A 15,198-nucleotide genomic window follows, 5' to 3' on the forward strand; every position below is an offset into this window, starting at 1 on the left:
CGGACAGCGTCATTTTGAGAGACCCTCGTAAAGCCGTTCGACGGCGGGCCAATTGACGGCCGACATGAACGCGCCGACGTAGTCGGCAGCCTTGGCGCCGTAATCGATGTGATAGGAATGCTCGTACATATCGAGCGCCAGGATCGGCGTGCTCCCGGCAAGCGTATGGCAGTGATCGGATGCCCATTGATTGACGAGCTTCCGGTCACGCGGCGACCACGTCAGCAGTACCCAGCCGGAGCCGCCACCGAGCGCCTTGCCCATGGCAACGAATTCGGCATTCCAGCGTTCATAGGTACCGAAATCGCGCGTGAGCGCATCCTTCAAGCTTGTTCCGGGCTCGCTTTCATCGCCAAGGCCATCGAAGAACATTTCGTGCAGGATCATTGAATTGCTTGCGATGAGTTGCTCACGCTTCAATCCGTTGAGCAGGAAGCCCGGCGCGGTCGCGTAGTCGAGTTCAGCAAGCTTCTCATCGATCAGGTTTAGCCGCTTCACCGCGCCGCCATAGTTGTTCTCGTAATGGCTGATGATCATCCGCTCCGACATGCCACGCACGCGGCTCGGATCGCAGGAAAGGGGTTTCATGGTGTAGGTCATGGCAGCTTCCTGACGCATGTACCGGCAAGCAACCGGGCGGTGGGAACGCCGGCAGCCAAAGGCACAGTCGGATCAGAAAGCTTGCGGGAGAGGACTCGGATAACGGCAGACATGATGCGCCCTTGGTGAAAACCGGACGCGATTCTTGGGCATGTCGCCTCGTGGGGAGATCGCTTTCCCCATGCCGCATGTAAGTCCCGCAAAGACCAGTTTGTCAACGGGGATCGGGACCCTCTGCCACGCCCTGGCAGAGTTGGATTGGGAACTAATCCAGGGAACTTCGCTGTAGCAAGACCGTCAATCTGCCTGCGCAGCCCGCCGCCCTTTCCCTCAAGATGCTTCCTTCAGATCAGGGCAGTTTGCCGGGCGAAATTTATTCGCCATCCCATACCGGTCGGGTCGCCGACATCAGTGTCGGGGCTTGATCACGGATGCCGACCAGCTCCCGCGCTAATCTAAGAAAAGCAGGATTGTGTGAACCAGATCATAGAGAATTCGCGCAGGAGGTACTTTTCTTCTCGTGCACAACTCGTCAGGCACTTCAAGAACAGAAAAAGCAAGCCTTCTGTATTCAATGATTGGTTGAATATTTTATCGCCTTCGCCTGTCGCAAGAGCTTGTTCCGGATGCAAGGTTAGCCTAACTTTTTCCGGCCGCACCCGCGGTGACGAACGACCGACGGCTTGACGGAGACGGCAATGAGAACAGCCAACTCCAAATATTCGGAATTCCCCAGCAAGATCGATCTTGGCAGACGGCACTTTCTCGAAAAGGTCGCCGTGGCCAGCGCAACTGCAGCCGTCCTTTGGCCGGGATCGGCGAAAGCGGTCATGGAGCTGTGGGAGGAAGGCGACCCGCTCTGCAGCGTTCACTACGAGGCGCTGCAGAAACCGGACGGCTACGATCTGGACATTGCGTATCTCGAAAGTTTCATCGGCGTGTCGAAGTCGCTAACCGGACTCGCCGAGCTCGACCGGCACATCGCAAACCAGTACATGGAACGCTTTGCTACCCATCCGCAGCTCTCAAAGAACCTGGACCTGCTGATACGGGCCTATCGAGCAATACCTGGGGGCAACCCGGGTGAGAATGAGGTCAAGCAGTCGATCTGGATGTCGTCGGATGCCGCCGTGCGAGCCGGCGCGAAGCAGCTCATCTATCTCTGGTACATTTCGGCCTTTTACATTCCGCTCGACATCACACCGGGCCCGAAGCCGCCGCTGCAAGATGATCCTGCCGACACTCGGAAGAAGATCTGGGTCTATGGCACACCGGAGCAGTACAGCCGCGGCATGATCTGGCAGGTGATCCATGCGCACGCGCCGATGACGCCGGGCGGGCCTCGCCGCTATTGGGCCAGCAAACCGCACGTCGCGTGAATGTGGACCGGCAACCACGCACTGTAACTGGAAAGTCGCTGAAGCGACATAGTCGCCAATAGCAAGAAGAGAGTCCGGTTCTAGTCCCCTGAACCGCAACGCTCCGGATCCGCGATCAATGGCTGCTCGGGAGACATGATCATGCGACCAATTCTCGAACATGCGGAATTCGACCTCGTTGTCATCGGTTCCGGCGTGGCTGGCGCGATGGTTGCGCATCAGGTCGCGAAGGACGGCTTCCGGGTCTTGATCCTGGAGGCCGGCGGCGTCCCTCCCGACTCACTCGGCCGCTGGGCCATGGTGCACAACTACACCAATTCTCCTTCCAAGGCGCCGGACTCGCCTTTCTGCGGTGATGATGTGCTGCCGGTCGATCCGAAGGTCGACCCGAAGACCGATCCCGGCAAATACCGTTTTCTGCAGCCGAGCCCGATCGAAGACGGCGGCAAGAACTATTACGACTACACCGCCGAAGCGATCGGCAAGAAGCGCTTCTTCAAGAGCTATTACGAGCGCATCGTCGGCGGCTCCACCTGGCATTGGCAGGGTATCTACATCCGGATGCTTCCCAACGACTTCAGGATGAAGACGCTCTACAAGGTAGGATTTGATTGGCCGATCACCTATCGCGAGCTCGAACCCTGGTACGTCAAAGCCGAATACGAGATGGGCGTTGCCGGCAGCGATGAGGAAAATGAAGACTATTACGAACGGAAGTGGGGAGCTTATCGCAGCGAACCGTTCCCGATGCCGGCCCTCGCGCCTAGCTTCCTCGACAATGAGCTCGCGCGCGTCATCAATGACAAGAAGGTTCCGGATCATGGTTTGCGGCTGAAGGTCAATACGGTCCCGCATGCGATCAACTCCCGACTCTATGCGGGCCGCCCCGAATGCGACGGGCACACGTCCTGTGTGCCGCTATGTCCGATCAAGGCGCGATACGAAGCCGTCATTCATGTCGAGAAGGCATTGTCTGCGGGCGCCGTTCTGCGAACACAGGCGGTCGTCACCAAGCTCGATGTTGACCCCGAGCAGAGGTGGGTATCGCGCGTTTGGTACAAGCGGCCCGACGGAACCGAAGACCGCGCGTCAGGGCGCGTCGTGGTGCTCGCCGCCAACGGCATCGAAAATCCCAGGATTCTGCTGTCGTCCGGGGCCGCCAATTCCAGTGACAAGGTCGGTCGCTATCTGATGGATCACCCCATCAAGCAATCTTTCGCACTGGCGCCCCAGCCACTCTTTCCCTTCCGCGGACCGCAGACCACCTCCGATATTGCGGCATTCCGCGACGGCGATTTTCGCGCGCGCTACGCCGGCTTCAAGACCTCGATCAAGAATGACGGCTGGGCGAGCACCAAAACGGGCTCCCCCCGCGGAAACTTCATTCCCCCGAAGGACCCGAGCGGCAATCAGAACCTGAATGGGACAATCCTGGATTTCGTCGAGAACTTTGCTCTCTTCGGAACCGATCTGCGGAAGAAAATCAACGATCATGTGACTCGTCAGATCACGCTGAACAGCGCCTGCGAGCAGCTGCCGCGCGAAACCAATCGCGTGACGCTTTCCGCGAATTCAGATGGGCTCGGCATCGCGAAACCAATGATCAGCTACAATCTGGACGATGACGAGTACGTTCGCAGCTCGTTCAAGACGATCATCGATGTTCACAAATTCATCTTTGATCAGCTCGGCGCGATCGATCGCGTCATGCAGGCCGACCCACCGGATAGCACCATCTATGGTGGCTCTGGCCACATCATGGGCACGACCCTGATGGGCAACGATCCAAAGACGTCAGTCGTTGACAAACATTGTCGCACGCATGACCACCCAAACCTGTTTGTGCTGGGCAGCAGCGTATTTCCTACCAGCTCAACGGCGAACCCCACGTCGACTGTCGCGGCGCTGGCGTTGAGGGCCTCAGAAACGATCAAGGAACAGTTGAAGGGCTGAGCGCCGAGGGAAAGCCTTGGTTTGCCGCAGGGTGCTTCGGAGAAACAGAATTCTTGAGTTTCGCTTGGCAGGGGGAGTTATCAATGCCGGCAGGATTGCTCGAAGTGGACGGCACAATTGAGCTCAAACAGTTCTGGCCAAGCGGTCAATCGGACGCTGACACTACAAAAGTCATTTTAAGCGTCGGGCCCGACGCGATTAAATTCCGCAAGGACAGCTCTTCGCCATTTCACCCGACGCATGTGTTCAACAATGCGAAGGTCAAGGGCAAGTTTAGTACTCCGCCCATCAAAAACGGAAAAGTCACAATCCGACTGCAGGGAATCGATGCGACCGAGCTCCATTATCAGCCGTCTGCGCTCTCGGCGAAGGAGAAGAACGGCCTGAGTGCGACGAAGCTGACGGCATACAAAGGTCTCATCCACTTCTATCGGCAGCTACTGGGGGCCACTTCGGCGAAGGCGCTGCACGACTTTCTCACGTCGACGGGAAAGACGGTCCTCGACTGTCGGGTTGTGACTCAAGTGGATACCCCAAACGAGGTGTTCGACACTTACGGTCGGCTGGTTGGCGACATCGAAGTGACGGTGAATGGCCAGGCGGTAAATCTGAATCACTGGCTGGTCGAGCATGGCTGGGCATATCCTACGTTCTACTCAAGCATGACCAATGATGAAATCAATGCGCTTCTCGCCCTTGCAAAAATCGCACGGTCAAAGAAGACGCTTGTGTGGAACTTTCTGTCCAATACGATTAGTCCCTTCGATTTCAATCTGCGCGAACCAAAGGTCGGCGACCTCAGCGTGCTGGCCACGGACAAGGGACCTGCCATCTTTCCCAAGCTTTATCGGCGCTATACCAACTGGTCGGCACGCAAGAAGGCGCAAGTCACAGGTCAGAACTTCCAGGCGTTTCTAGCGGCCGGATCTGGCGGAACGCCCGACATCTGCTTCGTACTCGCTGATTTCCTGGCCACTGGCGTTCATTCGGCGATCCCCCACAACTTTGCCGACTTCGTGGTGGGCGGGAAGACAACCAAGTTCGCCCCAGATAGTCTGGTTTTCAAAGAGGCGCCTTCCACGTTGCTCGGGCCCGACAACAAGCCCATCACCCATTTCTGAGTCTAGTACGCGCGATCTTCGGCCTAATGCTCTTGCGTGGTCATGATTGACCTCCTTCGAATGTTGCAGAGGAAAGGGAGTCCGTGGGACTGGACCCACCACCAGATCAACAGGCAAGTCCGCCCAAGAACCAGACCAGAGCCCTATTGGCGTCGGCCACCAATGCTTCAGACGTCCTCGGCGGAGATCATCGATCGGTTCCGATCGGATCGCCTCATTGCATCTGGCATCTCTGCTAGAGTCGTGCGAGATAATGCGCCAGCGCCGAAATATCGTCCTCGCTCAAGGGATAAGCTACCTCGGCCATAGCGGCCACGCCGCCGCCGGATCGAGCGCCGGCTTTGTAGTCATGGAGTGCCTTCGCAAGATATTCCTCCCGTTGACCCGCAATGCGGGCGACAGCCTTGCTGCCAGCGTAGTTGTCGCCGTGACAAGAGGCGCACCGCCCAGCCGCAGCCGCTTTCTTGCCAGCTTCGGTCAAGTCGGGATGATCGTCGGACACCTTCGCCGCGGCTGGATCGGAAGGCTTGAGCGAAGAGAAGTAAGCGCTGAGGTCGCGGACATCTTCGTTGCTGAGTTGTTCCGCGATTGGTCCCATGACCTCATTCTTACGCGCACCGCTGCGGAAGAAAACCAGCTGCCATTGTAAGAACTGATCAGGTTGCGCCGCCAATGACGGCGTGTTCTCGGTGGCGGAGACACCTTTGTCGCCGTGACACCCCGCACAGGCCTCTGCCTTGTTCTTTCCGGCCTCAGCATCCGCAGCAACGCGATGCATCTCCCCACTGATCGCCAATGCGACCAGGATGAGCAGCGAAGCGTATCCCCAGGATCTCATCCTGGACGGCCAGCTGCGGACCGGCGGTCCTTTCACAATCTTTCGCATAATCGCGATCTCCGCTGTTTGACCTTAGCCTCCCAATCGCCTCTGCGGTTCCGACTGGTCACCGACCGATGGCAAGGGCGCGATCTCGATCTGATCGAAGCGCGCTATGTCCGTGTGCTCAGTCCAGATCCCGCACCGTCCCCTTGCGTGCTCGCCACGGTCGAACGCGGTCAGGACCCATCGACCGTCCAACTGCATCGTGAAACCATCGCCGCTGACGGCGACTTCCAGCGTTTGCCAATGATTCCAGGCAATATCCGCGTCGACCCCGGCGATTTCATCAGGCACGCCGTGGACCACATGGAGCAGCGACAGGCGCTGGTCAAACACGCCGACACGAACGAGGTAGTAGTCGTCCGGACTGGTCACACGCATCGCGAGCCCGGCGCTCGGCCGCGATCCTTTCATCAGCCTGAACCGCGCACGGATCCGCACATCGGTTGCGGCCACAGGATTATAGATTGCCAGCGATGGCTGCTCGTCCCTATCCGCTGCTGAGCTTTGGATGGCCAAGTCGTCGTCAACGGCGCCTTCGTGAACTACGTTCCAACGATCTCGATCGCTTCGACCGGCATGCCAGAATTCGAAATCCCGTGGCGGAACCCCGACCCGTTGGTGCGACAGATCGATGACGGCGGATTGAGCTAACGCTGGGACGATCAAACTTGTGAAGTAAACGAAGTTCGTTAAGGCGGCCGCCGCAATGCTGCGCCAACTGTGCTGGCCGGCGCTGCGCCGCCGAAAAGGAAGCGGCGCCACGTCGAGACGACGCAAAAGCTTGCTGTTCGGCCAGAGCTTGTAGAGGACTGTCGAGTTAACGGCGGGCATGCTGCGTCCTTCTGAAAACCGGACGCGATTCTTGGGCATGTCGCCTCGTGGGGGGATCGCACGCCCCCATAGATCGAATAAACCGATTGCCGTCGCTGCTGTCAATCGGCTGTCAGATAACCAGCAAGACTCCCGAAATCAGCAACAAAGCGAGGACGATCTTTCGGAACATCGCTTCGTCAATGTAGTCAAACAGTCTCAGCCCAAACCATGTTCCGATTAGCAAGCACGGCAAACCCATCACGAAGAGTTTAACGGTCTCGCTGGTCACCGTTCCCTTTCCTCCAAGCCAGAGCGCTGACATGAGGAAGGTCGTAACGGCAACGGGCTGGAATATCGTGCGTTGAAGGTCCTTGGACCAGCCGCGCAGGCCGCACCAGATCGTCACCAGTATGCCTGCTAAGCCGGTCAGGCCTCCAAGCACGCCGTTGAGGAAGCCAACCGCAGCGTCGGCCGCGCTCCCTCCGGTGGAGATCGGTTTTAGGCTGGGTCGAAGAAGTGCGTAGAGACTGTACGCAGCGAGGAACGCACCAACCGCGATGCGGACGGTTCGAGGATCGGACCAGGTCAAGAGAGACACTCCGGTCGGAACCCCGAGAGCGGCGCCGACGATGAACGGCAGCAATTTGCTCCCATCGAGCGCGCGGCGCAGTCTCCAGACTGAGTAGCCTTGCACCAGAAGACCGAAGCCGACGATCAATGTCGCGCTCTGCAGCGGCGTGAGGATGTAAAGCCATAGCGAAGCCGCCACAAGTCCAAAGGCAAAGCCCGAGAGCCCAGCAACAAGTGCACCCGCAAAGGTCGCAAGCAGAAACAGCGGCAGTTCAAAAGTGGACCCGTCCATGCGCTCGCTCCATAGAAAAGCGAGCAGCGCTTGCATGGGATCACCATTTTACGGGGAGGCTGCGACGTCCCCGATCAGTAAACTAGCGCAGGAAGCGAACGGCCGCAACGAGCGACGGTTTTCCGCCGCCTTTCCTATTCGCAACGGCGATCAGGAAGGATTACTGACCGTTGCTTGATCTTCAATCGTCTGCGTGAGGGCGGATCAGTCCCCGCTCTCTTTGAGCGGGCTCAAGGACCAGCCTAGCTGCTTGAGCTGCCGCAGATCCCTTGAAGCCTCTGCCAAGAGCCAGTCGCGGAACGTGACGATCTTCGGCTGGGCTGTCGTCGCCTTCGGACAGATGATCCAGTTAGGTCTTCGATAGTCGCAACGCTTCCGGAAATGGCCGCACCAGCCGCCCGTTGATCAGGTCCCATGCCGCCAATGTCGTACGGGCAAGCGCAATACCCTGCCCGTTGATCGCCGCGTCGATCACCATGCTGGCCCGATTGAGCACGGGGCCGTGAATGATATTCGTGTCATTGACGCCCGCCGCCTGCAGCCACCTGGACCAATCGGTTCGGCTGTCCATATGGACCAGCGGATAGTTGAGGATATCGGCCGGCTTGCTGAGTCGTCGGCGGCCCGAGAGAAGTTTTGGACTGCAAACGGCAAAGAGCTGCTCCGCGCTCAGCTTGACCGTGTCGAGCCCCGGCCAATTGCCCTCGCCATGGCGCACCGCAAGGTCGACTTCCTCTCGCGCGAAGTCGACGTGATGAAGCGTTGCGGAAACGCGAAGGTCGATCCCAGAATGAGCTTCGGCAAAATGGCCCAGCCGGTGAACGAGCCATTTGGCCGCGAAGTCCGGCGAGGTGCTGACGGTAAGGACGCCGGCGTTCTGCCGTTGCAGAAGCCGCTCTGTGCCAATCGCAATGCGGTCCAGGGCATCGCGAACGATAGTCAGATAGTCCTTGCCGGCCTCGGTGATGATCAGGCGCTGGCGCTCGCGATTGAACAGCTTGATCGCAAGCTCAGCCTCCAGCGCCTTGACCTGATGGCTCACGGCGCCCTGCGTGACGCAAAGCTCCTCGGCTGCGCGGGTAAAGCTTTCATGCCGCGCCGCGGCTTCGAAAGCCTTCAGCGCATTCAGGGGCGGCAAGCGTGGACGCATCGCACAAAGACTTCATGAGAAAAACTAGGGCCGGCCAGAGAAACGATGCTTTGCGGATAACGGCCCGCTGACCTTATGGGAAAGCTTCAATGCAGCATTTCATGAGATTTGGAGCTTGTCGATGTCAACCGTTGCCCGCAACGCCTCGACGTTTCGGCTGATCCGGCCGGCCGGTCCGCTCCCACAACTTCATCAGGAAAATTCGGTGCAAAGGCTCGGCGCTCCGGGACGCGGGCTTCGAGCTTGGTCCGCGCGGCGCAGGCTGCGTCAGGCACTCCGCGATCTGGCCGACGACAAGCATCTGCTCGCCGACATCGGCCTCACACGCGAAGAGGCGCTGGACGAGGCCGCTAAGCCATTCTGGCGATAACAAGCGCCCGTTACCAACAAGATAGAGGAGGAACAGATGGCAGAGCCAATCGTCTATGGCTTCCCGCGAAGCACCTACGTCAACATCGTGCGGTTGATTCTGACGCACAAGGACGTAGCGTATGGCTTTCATGACCTTGAACCGGTGATGGGCAAGCGTGAGCATTTGGCGCTGCACCCGTTCAACCGGGTCCCGATTCTTCGGCACGGCGACTTCACGGTCTACGAGACCAGCGCGATTGCCTCCTATGTCGACGAAGCCTTCGGAGGGCCAAAGCTGACGCCGCGCGACGTCCGCCTCCGGGCGCGCATGAACCAGTGGATCAGTGCGGTCAACTCCTACTACTACCCCTACATGATCTATCACGTGACCCACGAACGGCTGGTCTTTCCGGAACTCGGCATCGCATCCGACGAAAAGGTCGTGGCACACGCGATACCCAAGGTCGAGCTTGCGCTTGGCATGGTGGAGCATGAATTGGAACACGGCCAAGACTACCTGCTCGGCACGGAAATCACGATCGCGGACTTCTTCCTGCTTCCGAGCACATTCGCCTTCAGCCTAACGGACGAAGGCAAGGCGATGTACCCGAACTATCCGGCTTTTTGCCGATGGCGCGAGCGCATGGAAAACCTGCCGGCGACGCGAAAGCTTCGCGCGATCCTGCCGCCGCGCGAACCGATTCCGCATGCCCGCGAGTGGGCGAATTCGCACCGACCGAGATACTGACCCTGCAAATCCAAACTTGTCGGAAACCGCGGCGAGGCAAGGATGCCTCTGCACACCGCATTCGACCCCAAGACCCGGCGCGTCTTCATCGCGCATATCGCGCGCAACACCGTCGAAGTGATCGATCACGCTGAGGATAAACACGAAGCGACCCTGCGGGGATTCCACTAGAAAAATATATCCCTCCGCTGGAACCTTTGTCGGCTGCCTCTATTTGCTCGCTGTCCAATGCTAGGAGGTAGATACTATGACGAAAATTCTTTTTGCGACGGTCGCCATTCTCGCATTTGGGGCACCTTCATTTGCGCAGCAGGATAAAACCACCGGACAAGCGCCCCCATCAGGCACTTCCGCGTTCTACGTAGCTCAAGATCCCGCGACGATGAAATGTAAAGTTGTCACTGCCCAGCCCGCGCCTGGTGAAATGAAGGTTATCGGTACGGCTCATCCGACACAGGCGGAAGCGCAAACAGCTTTGGCAGCTGAGAGAACTTGCGCCAAGTAATGAAGTGAAGGCGCGAGTACGGGGATGAGGCATTGGTTCGACAAAACTACTGACGCCCCAGGCCTCGGCGTCGATGTTAGGTGTTCTCGCGAACCATCGCCGACCGAACCACCGTTCCAAGCGGCGGAATGCCCTTGGTGGTCGCCAAGACCGGTGTCTCCTCCGACAGGCCCGCCGTAATCTCAATGCGACCGTTATCGATGAGACCAGTCCTGACGGCGAGGCGCGTGACCCGATCGGTAGCGATGGCGTAGACGAAGTTGCCGCCATCATCCGAACCTACGGCAGCGGTGGGTACGGTAAGCGCATCGGGCCGTCGGTTCATTTCCAGTGAGACCTCCGCATACGTGCCCGGATAAAGCCGTTCGTCGGGATTGGGCAGGTCGATCTCGGTCCGCATGTCGCGGGTCTCGGGATCGAGGCGCAGCGAGAAGCGGGTTACCTTGCCGATGAATGGCTTACCGTCGAAACCAGAGGGCTTTACAACCGCCGGATCGCCGACGTGAAGGTGAGACACGTCGTTCTCCGGAACGTCGCAAAACACCCTGATCGTGTCGATCCGCTGCAGTGTGAAAAGTGATCCTGCGGACGGCGTAGTCCGCGTTGCCGCGGCGGCCTGGACCAGATCGCCCCGGTTCACCTGGCGCCGCGCCACCACGCCATCGAAAGGCGCCACGACCTGCGTATAGGCAAGCAGCGTCTTGATCCTCTCCACGGTGGCGGCGGCGACGTCGACCTGGTGGGCCGCGAGATCGCTGTTCGCCTCCGCAACGCCGAGGTCCGCCTTGGCGATGGCAGCATTGGCGTGCACCTGATCGAGTGTCCGGTCGCTGATGAAGTTCCGTCCCTGACCCAGCTCCTCCCGGTCCTTCGCCAGGGCGTCCTGAAGCGCCAGCTCTGCCTTGTTGTGATCTAGCTGACGGCGCGCGCTCTCCAGCACACTTCGTTTGGCTTCCAGCTCGGCCTTGGCTTCGGCAAGCTCCTGCTTCATTTCCGGAACGTCGATAACGGCGAGCACTTGACCCGCCTTCACATGATCGCCGATATCGACCCGCACCTCCGACAGGTATCCCGAGACTTTGGCGAAGAGATCCGCTTCCTCAAAAGCTTCGAGGGTCGCATTGGTTTGAAGACGTTGGGCCACCGTGACTCGGCGTGGCCGCACAACCTCGACCCGCGGAAGGTTGTCGACCTTCGTTTGCTTCACCGGTGATGGCGATGCCGCCAGGTGTTGCCGCTCAACAGCGACGCTTCCTGCAGCGACGCCGATTAACAAGACCCTGATGACGGTTCGGCTCGTGAAATTCATAGTACGCCACCTTTAGCATCCACTCTGGCCATTCGCTTATTCCGCCGCCAGATCGCGGGATTCTGCTGCTTGATCGCCAGGATACCGCACTGGCCCGAGCCGCGGTTCCCGCTCGAAATAGCGGCAATGCGGGTCGCCGGGATCCAGCGACGCGGACGTCGACGTATGTCGCGACTGGAGCATGGCTATGATCGCGGGCAGAATGAACAGCGTAACGCAGGTTGCGCCGAGCAGACCGCCGATCACCGCCCGCCCAAGTGGTGCACTTTGCTCTCCGGTTTCGCCTAGTCCGAGCGCCATCGGCAGCATCCCCGCCAGCATCGCGAAACTCGTCATCAAGATCGGACGCAGGCGGCTTCGTGCGCCTTCGATGGCTGCCTCCCACGGCTCGCGGCCCTCAGCGCGGCTTCGCTCTGCGAAAGTTACAAGCAGGATGGCGTTTGCCACGGCGACGCCGATTGCCATGATCGCGCCCATGAACGATTGAATGTTGAGTGTGGTCTGGGTCAACCAAAGCATGATTACAACTCCCGCCACTACGCCGGGAATCGTCAATCCTACCGCCAGGGAAAGCCGGAACGACTGGAAGTTGGCGGCCAGCAGCAGAAGGATGACGCCAACGGCTATCAAGAGCCCGAGACGGAGGCCGCCGAACATCTCTGCCATCGGCTGGATCGCTCCGCGCAGCGTCACACTCACCCCATTTGGCGGCTTTCCCACGTCGCCGATCGCCTGCTGCACACGGCTTGCCACGCGTCCTAGATCCTCGCCGTAGATATTCGCGCTAAGCGTCAGCATACGTTGCATGTTGTAGCGATCATATTCGCCAAGCGCGGTGCTATCCGTAACATGAGCAACATTGCGAAGGTCGATCTGTTGGGCCGATCGGCGAGCGATTGGGAGGTTCTTCACCTCTTCCAGGGAATTCATCCGGCGCTCAGGGATCTCGACTTGCACCTGATATCCAATGCCGCTCTTTGGATCGGCCCAATAATTGGCCGAGGTGTAGCGACTGGATGAGGTACCTGCGACAATCGATTTCGCCACGTCGTCCGTCGTCACTCCCAGAACGCCCGCTCGCTCGCGGTCGACGGCGACTGCAACGGTCGGGTAATCGAGTTCCTGCTCGAATTCCAGATCTCGCAGCGTCGGCACCTGTCCCAGCCTCGCTCGCAGCTTATCGGCATATTGGCGGCTGCTGGCGAAGCTCGGCCCGCTCACAGCGACTTCGATCGGGGTTGGCGCGCCGAAGCTCATCACCCGGCTGACGATGTCGCTTGGCTCGAACGAGAAGCGTACACCAGCGAGTTCCTGCGGCAACTTCTTGCGCAGCCGCTCCTTCAAGTCCTCGATGCGGATCCCGGCGCCACGCTTTAGCTGCACCTGCAGCACGGCTTCCTCGGACCCCGAACTCCAGAGATAGATGGTATTGATCGGGTAGTTGGGCGGCTGCGTTCCGACAAAGCCAAGACTAATGTCCACATTGTCGGGCCCCACCTCGCGCTTGATGATATCGAGTGTTTGTAGCGTAATCTGCTCGGTACGCTCGATCCGCGTTCCCGCCGGAGCCCTAAGATGCAATTGCATCTGGCCGGTATCCACGATCGGAAAGATCTCCGTGCCGAGCGAGCTGCCGACTACGAGGATGATGGCACCACTCGCAACGAGATAAGAGAGTACAATGATACGCCGGCGCTTCATGACCGCGCGCGTGAGCTGATCGTATCTGGCGCGGAACCGATCAAAACGACCGTCTTGCGATTTGTGTCGCTTGGCCGGTTTGCGCAGCATCCAGACCGACAGTACCGGCACAAAGGTGCTGGAAAGCAGATACGATCCTACCATCGAGAAGCCGACCGCCAAAGCGAGCGGCACAAAAAGATTGTGCGCTGCGCCGGTCATGAAAAAGGCTGGAATGAACACCGCCAGGATGCAGAGCATGGCCACGAAGCGCGGCAGCGTGGTTTCGGCCGTGGCCAGGCTTGCGGCACGGGCGAGGCTATGTCCATCAGCGAGACGCGTGTGGATATTCTCGATGGTGACGGTCGCTTCGTCGACCAGGATGCCGACAGCCAACGCCAACCCGCCCAGCGTCATGATGTTGATCGTCTGACGCGATATCCAAAGCGCGATCACCGAGGCCAGTATCGCAAGCGGAATATTCAGGACGACGACGAGCGAACTGCGCCAGTCCCGGAGGAAAAGTAGCACCATGAGACCCGTGAGAACCGCACCGAGCGCCCCTTCAACGAACAGGCCCAGGATCGCACGAGTCACATATGGGGACTGATCGAACTGGTAACTTACCTGAACGTCGTCTGGCAGTACGGATTGGAAGCGGGGCAAGTTGGCCTTGACGGCCTGGACGACCGCAAGGGTCGATGCGTCCGCTCGTTTGGTGACGGGGATATAGACGGTGCGGCGCCCATTCACTAGCGCGTAGCCGGTCTGAATGTCGGCGCCATCTTCGACCGTTCCGACATCGCGTATGAACACGGTCTGCGTTCCGTGCGAGCGGATGGGAATGTTACTCAGGCCCTTGAAATCTCCGACAACGGAGTTGACGGGCACCATCGGCATGAGATCACCGATGCGGATGTTGCCAGATGGACTGATCGTGTTGCCGGCGGCCAATGCCTGCACCACCTCGTCCGGCGACATGTTGTAGGACCGCAGCTTGTCGGGGTCCAAATGAACCAGGATGGTCCGTTGGCTCGACCCGAATGGCGGCGGTGCCGACACGCCTGGCAAGGTCGCAAACAATGGGCGCACCTTGAAGAGCGCCGCGTCCTGTAGTTCGGCGACGGTTTTCGTCTCGCTGGTGAAGACGAGATCGCCGACCGGAACGCTGCCACTGTCGAACCGCATCACGAATGGCGGCACAGTGCCCGCCGGCATGAACGCGCGAGCGCGGTCGACGTAGGCTACCGTCTCCGCTGTGGCCTGCGCCATGTCGGTGCCGGGATGGAATTGAAGTTTGATCAGTCCTACGCCCTGGATCGACTTGCTTTCGACATGTTCGATGCCGGTAATGTAGAGAAAGTGGTACTCGTAATAGTTGACGATGAATCCTTCCATCTGGGCCGGGTCCATGCCGCCGTAAGGTTGGGCCACATATAGAACGGGCACCCCCAAATCCGGGAAGATGTCGCGAGGCATGCGATCGAGCGCCAGAAAGCCTACCCATGCGACGGCTATAACCATCGTCAGAAGCGAGATCGGACGTCGCAGCGCCAAGGACACCAGGTTCATCGTTCCGCCTCAGCCGGTTCTGCCGCGTCCGAGCGACCCCACGCGCCTCGACGGCAGCAACAAACGCTACTGACACATTTTGGAGAAATGCAGCTCATGTTTCGGTCCAAACGCCCAACGCACGAGGTCACACGACCACGAGCAGTGAGCAGAACTTGGACGGAGAACCGTCTTGGTATGCCGGGGGTCTGCAGGCCCCGACGTGAAGATCAAACATTGCAATCCAACGTGATCTTCTCAACTAAATTTACATTTACGTTTCTGGAAATCCA

The 15,198-nt window shown here is 59.2% G+C and carries 14 protein-coding genes; 7 read left to right on the plus strand and 7 right to left on the minus strand.

Features of this window, described 5'->3' with window-relative positions:
- Positions 1-9 precede the first annotated feature (9 nt).
- Positions 10-600 (minus strand): superoxide dismutase, encoded by a 591-nt coding sequence (locus AC5ZGW_RS27530; protein ID WP_130225077.1) that lies wholly within the window; start codon positions 598-600, stop codon positions 10-12.
- 698 nt (positions 601-1,298) lie between these two features.
- Between AC5ZGW_RS27530 and AC5ZGW_RS27535 the strand changes: the two genes are divergently transcribed.
- From AC5ZGW_RS27535 to AC5ZGW_RS27545, 3 genes are all read left to right on the plus strand, one after another.
- Positions 1,299-1,979, plus strand: a complete 681-nt coding sequence (locus AC5ZGW_RS27535; RefSeq protein WP_130225076.1) for a twin-arginine translocation signal domain-containing protein — start codon at positions 1,299-1,301, stop codon at positions 1,977-1,979.
- Positions 1,980-2,120: 141 nt separating this feature from the next.
- Positions 2,121-3,932 carry a GMC family oxidoreductase gene (locus AC5ZGW_RS27540; RefSeq protein ID WP_165435137.1) on the plus strand — a complete coding sequence of 604 codons (1,812 nt, stop codon included), beginning with the start codon at positions 2,121-2,123 and terminating at the stop codon, positions 3,930-3,932.
- A gap of 83 nt (positions 3,933-4,015) precedes the next feature.
- Positions 4,016-5,053: a thermonuclease family protein gene (locus AC5ZGW_RS27545; RefSeq protein ID WP_130225074.1), complete on the plus strand. Its 1,038-nt coding sequence runs from the start codon at positions 4,016-4,018 to the stop codon at positions 5,051-5,053.
- 235 nt (positions 5,054-5,288) lie between these two features.
- Here AC5ZGW_RS27545 and AC5ZGW_RS27550 read toward each other — a convergent pair whose 3' ends face one another.
- From AC5ZGW_RS27550 to AC5ZGW_RS27565, 4 genes are all read right to left on the minus strand, one after another.
- The gene (locus tag AC5ZGW_RS27550; RefSeq protein ID WP_130225128.1) at positions 5,289-5,891 is read right to left on the minus strand and encodes a c-type cytochrome; all 603 of its coding nucleotides are present in this window, start codon (positions 5,889-5,891) and stop codon (positions 5,289-5,291) included.
- 72 nt (positions 5,892-5,963) lie between these two features.
- Complete coding sequence (locus AC5ZGW_RS27555; RefSeq protein ID WP_130225073.1) at positions 5,964-6,806, minus strand: hypothetical protein; 843 nt, start codon at positions 6,804-6,806, stop codon at positions 5,964-5,966.
- A 73-nt stretch (positions 6,807-6,879) separates the two neighbouring features.
- Complete coding sequence (locus tag AC5ZGW_RS27560; protein ID WP_245474636.1) at positions 6,880-7,647, minus strand: sulfite exporter TauE/SafE family protein; 768 nt, start codon at positions 7,645-7,647, stop codon at positions 6,880-6,882.
- A 313-nt stretch (positions 7,648-7,960) separates the two neighbouring features.
- Positions 7,961-8,761, minus strand: a complete 801-nt coding sequence (locus tag AC5ZGW_RS27565) for a transcriptional regulator GcvA (protein ID WP_245474635.1) — start codon at positions 8,759-8,761, stop codon at positions 7,961-7,963.
- 121 nt (positions 8,762-8,882) lie between these two features.
- On the opposite strand from AC5ZGW_RS27565, the gene AC5ZGW_RS27570 reads away from it, so the two are divergent.
- From AC5ZGW_RS27570 to AC5ZGW_RS27585, 4 genes are all read left to right on the plus strand, one after another.
- Complete coding sequence (locus AC5ZGW_RS27570; protein WP_130225072.1) at positions 8,883-9,131, plus strand: DUF1127 domain-containing protein; 249 nt, start codon at positions 8,883-8,885, stop codon at positions 9,129-9,131.
- Positions 9,132-9,167: 36 nt separating this feature from the next.
- A complete protein-coding gene (locus tag AC5ZGW_RS27575; RefSeq protein WP_130225071.1) occupies positions 9,168-9,860 on the plus strand; it encodes a glutathione S-transferase family protein in 693 nt (230 codons plus the stop codon).
- A gap of 42 nt (positions 9,861-9,902) precedes the next feature.
- Positions 9,903-10,031 (plus strand): hypothetical protein, encoded by a 129-nt coding sequence (locus AC5ZGW_RS27580; RefSeq protein WP_283813249.1) that lies wholly within the window; start codon positions 9,903-9,905, stop codon positions 10,029-10,031.
- Between the two features lie 76 nt (positions 10,032-10,107).
- Positions 10,108-10,365, plus strand: a complete 258-nt coding sequence (locus tag AC5ZGW_RS27585; protein WP_130225070.1) for a hypothetical protein — start codon at positions 10,108-10,110, stop codon at positions 10,363-10,365.
- 76 nt (positions 10,366-10,441) lie between these two features.
- On the opposite strand, the gene AC5ZGW_RS27590 is transcribed toward AC5ZGW_RS27585, so the two are convergent.
- Both AC5ZGW_RS27590 and AC5ZGW_RS27595 read right to left on the minus strand, forming a co-directional pair.
- Positions 10,442-11,509, minus strand: coding sequence for an efflux RND transporter periplasmic adaptor subunit (locus tag AC5ZGW_RS27590; protein ID WP_165435136.1), 1,068 nt, complete (start codon positions 11,507-11,509; stop codon positions 10,442-10,444).
- Between the two features lie 201 nt (positions 11,510-11,710).
- Positions 11,711-14,926 (minus strand): efflux RND transporter permease subunit, encoded by a 3,216-nt coding sequence (locus AC5ZGW_RS27595; RefSeq protein WP_130225068.1) that lies wholly within the window; start codon positions 14,924-14,926, stop codon positions 11,711-11,713.
- Between the last annotated feature and the right edge of the window lie 272 nt (positions 14,927-15,198).

The organism is Bradyrhizobium sp. Crot121 (assembly GCF_059512385.1).

Bases quoted from the DNA above. Each gene is read 5' to 3' on its own strand.
- AC5ZGW_RS27555 (WP_130225073.1), bottom strand. From the start codon at position 6,806: ATGCCCAAGAATCGCGTCCGGTTTTCAGAAGGACGCAGCATGCCCGCC.
- AC5ZGW_RS27560 (WP_245474636.1), bottom strand. From the start codon at position 7,647: ATGCAAGCGCTGCTCGCTTTTCTATGGAGCGAGCGCATGGACGGGTCC.
- AC5ZGW_RS27580 (WP_283813249.1), top strand. From the start codon at position 9,903: ATGCCTCTGCACACCGCATTCGACCCCAAGACCCGGCGCGTCTTCATC.
- AC5ZGW_RS27550 (WP_130225128.1), bottom strand. From the start codon at position 5,891: ATGAGATCCTGGGGATACGCTTCGCTGCTCATCCTGGTCGCATTGGCG.
- AC5ZGW_RS27565 (WP_245474635.1), bottom strand. From the start codon at position 8,761: ATGCGTCCACGCTTGCCGCCCCTGAATGCGCTGAAGGCTTTCGAAGCC.
- AC5ZGW_RS27530 (WP_130225077.1), bottom strand. From the start codon at position 600: ATGACCTACACCATGAAACCCCTTTCCTGCGATCCGAGCCGCGTGCGT.
- AC5ZGW_RS27540 (WP_165435137.1), top strand. From the start codon at position 2,121: ATGCGACCAATTCTCGAACATGCGGAATTCGACCTCGTTGTCATCGGT.
- AC5ZGW_RS27585 (WP_130225070.1), top strand. From the start codon at position 10,108: ATGACGAAAATTCTTTTTGCGACGGTCGCCATTCTCGCATTTGGGGCA.
- AC5ZGW_RS27545 (WP_130225074.1), top strand. From the start codon at position 4,016: ATGCCGGCAGGATTGCTCGAAGTGGACGGCACAATTGAGCTCAAACAG.
- AC5ZGW_RS27535 (WP_130225076.1), top strand. From the start codon at position 1,299: ATGAGAACAGCCAACTCCAAATATTCGGAATTCCCCAGCAAGATCGAT.
- AC5ZGW_RS27595 (WP_130225068.1), bottom strand. From the start codon at position 14,926: ATGAACCTGGTGTCCTTGGCGCTGCGACGTCCGATCTCGCTTCTGACG.
- AC5ZGW_RS27570 (WP_130225072.1), top strand. From the start codon at position 8,883: ATGTCAACCGTTGCCCGCAACGCCTCGACGTTTCGGCTGATCCGGCCG.
- AC5ZGW_RS27575 (WP_130225071.1), top strand. From the start codon at position 9,168: ATGGCAGAGCCAATCGTCTATGGCTTCCCGCGAAGCACCTACGTCAAC.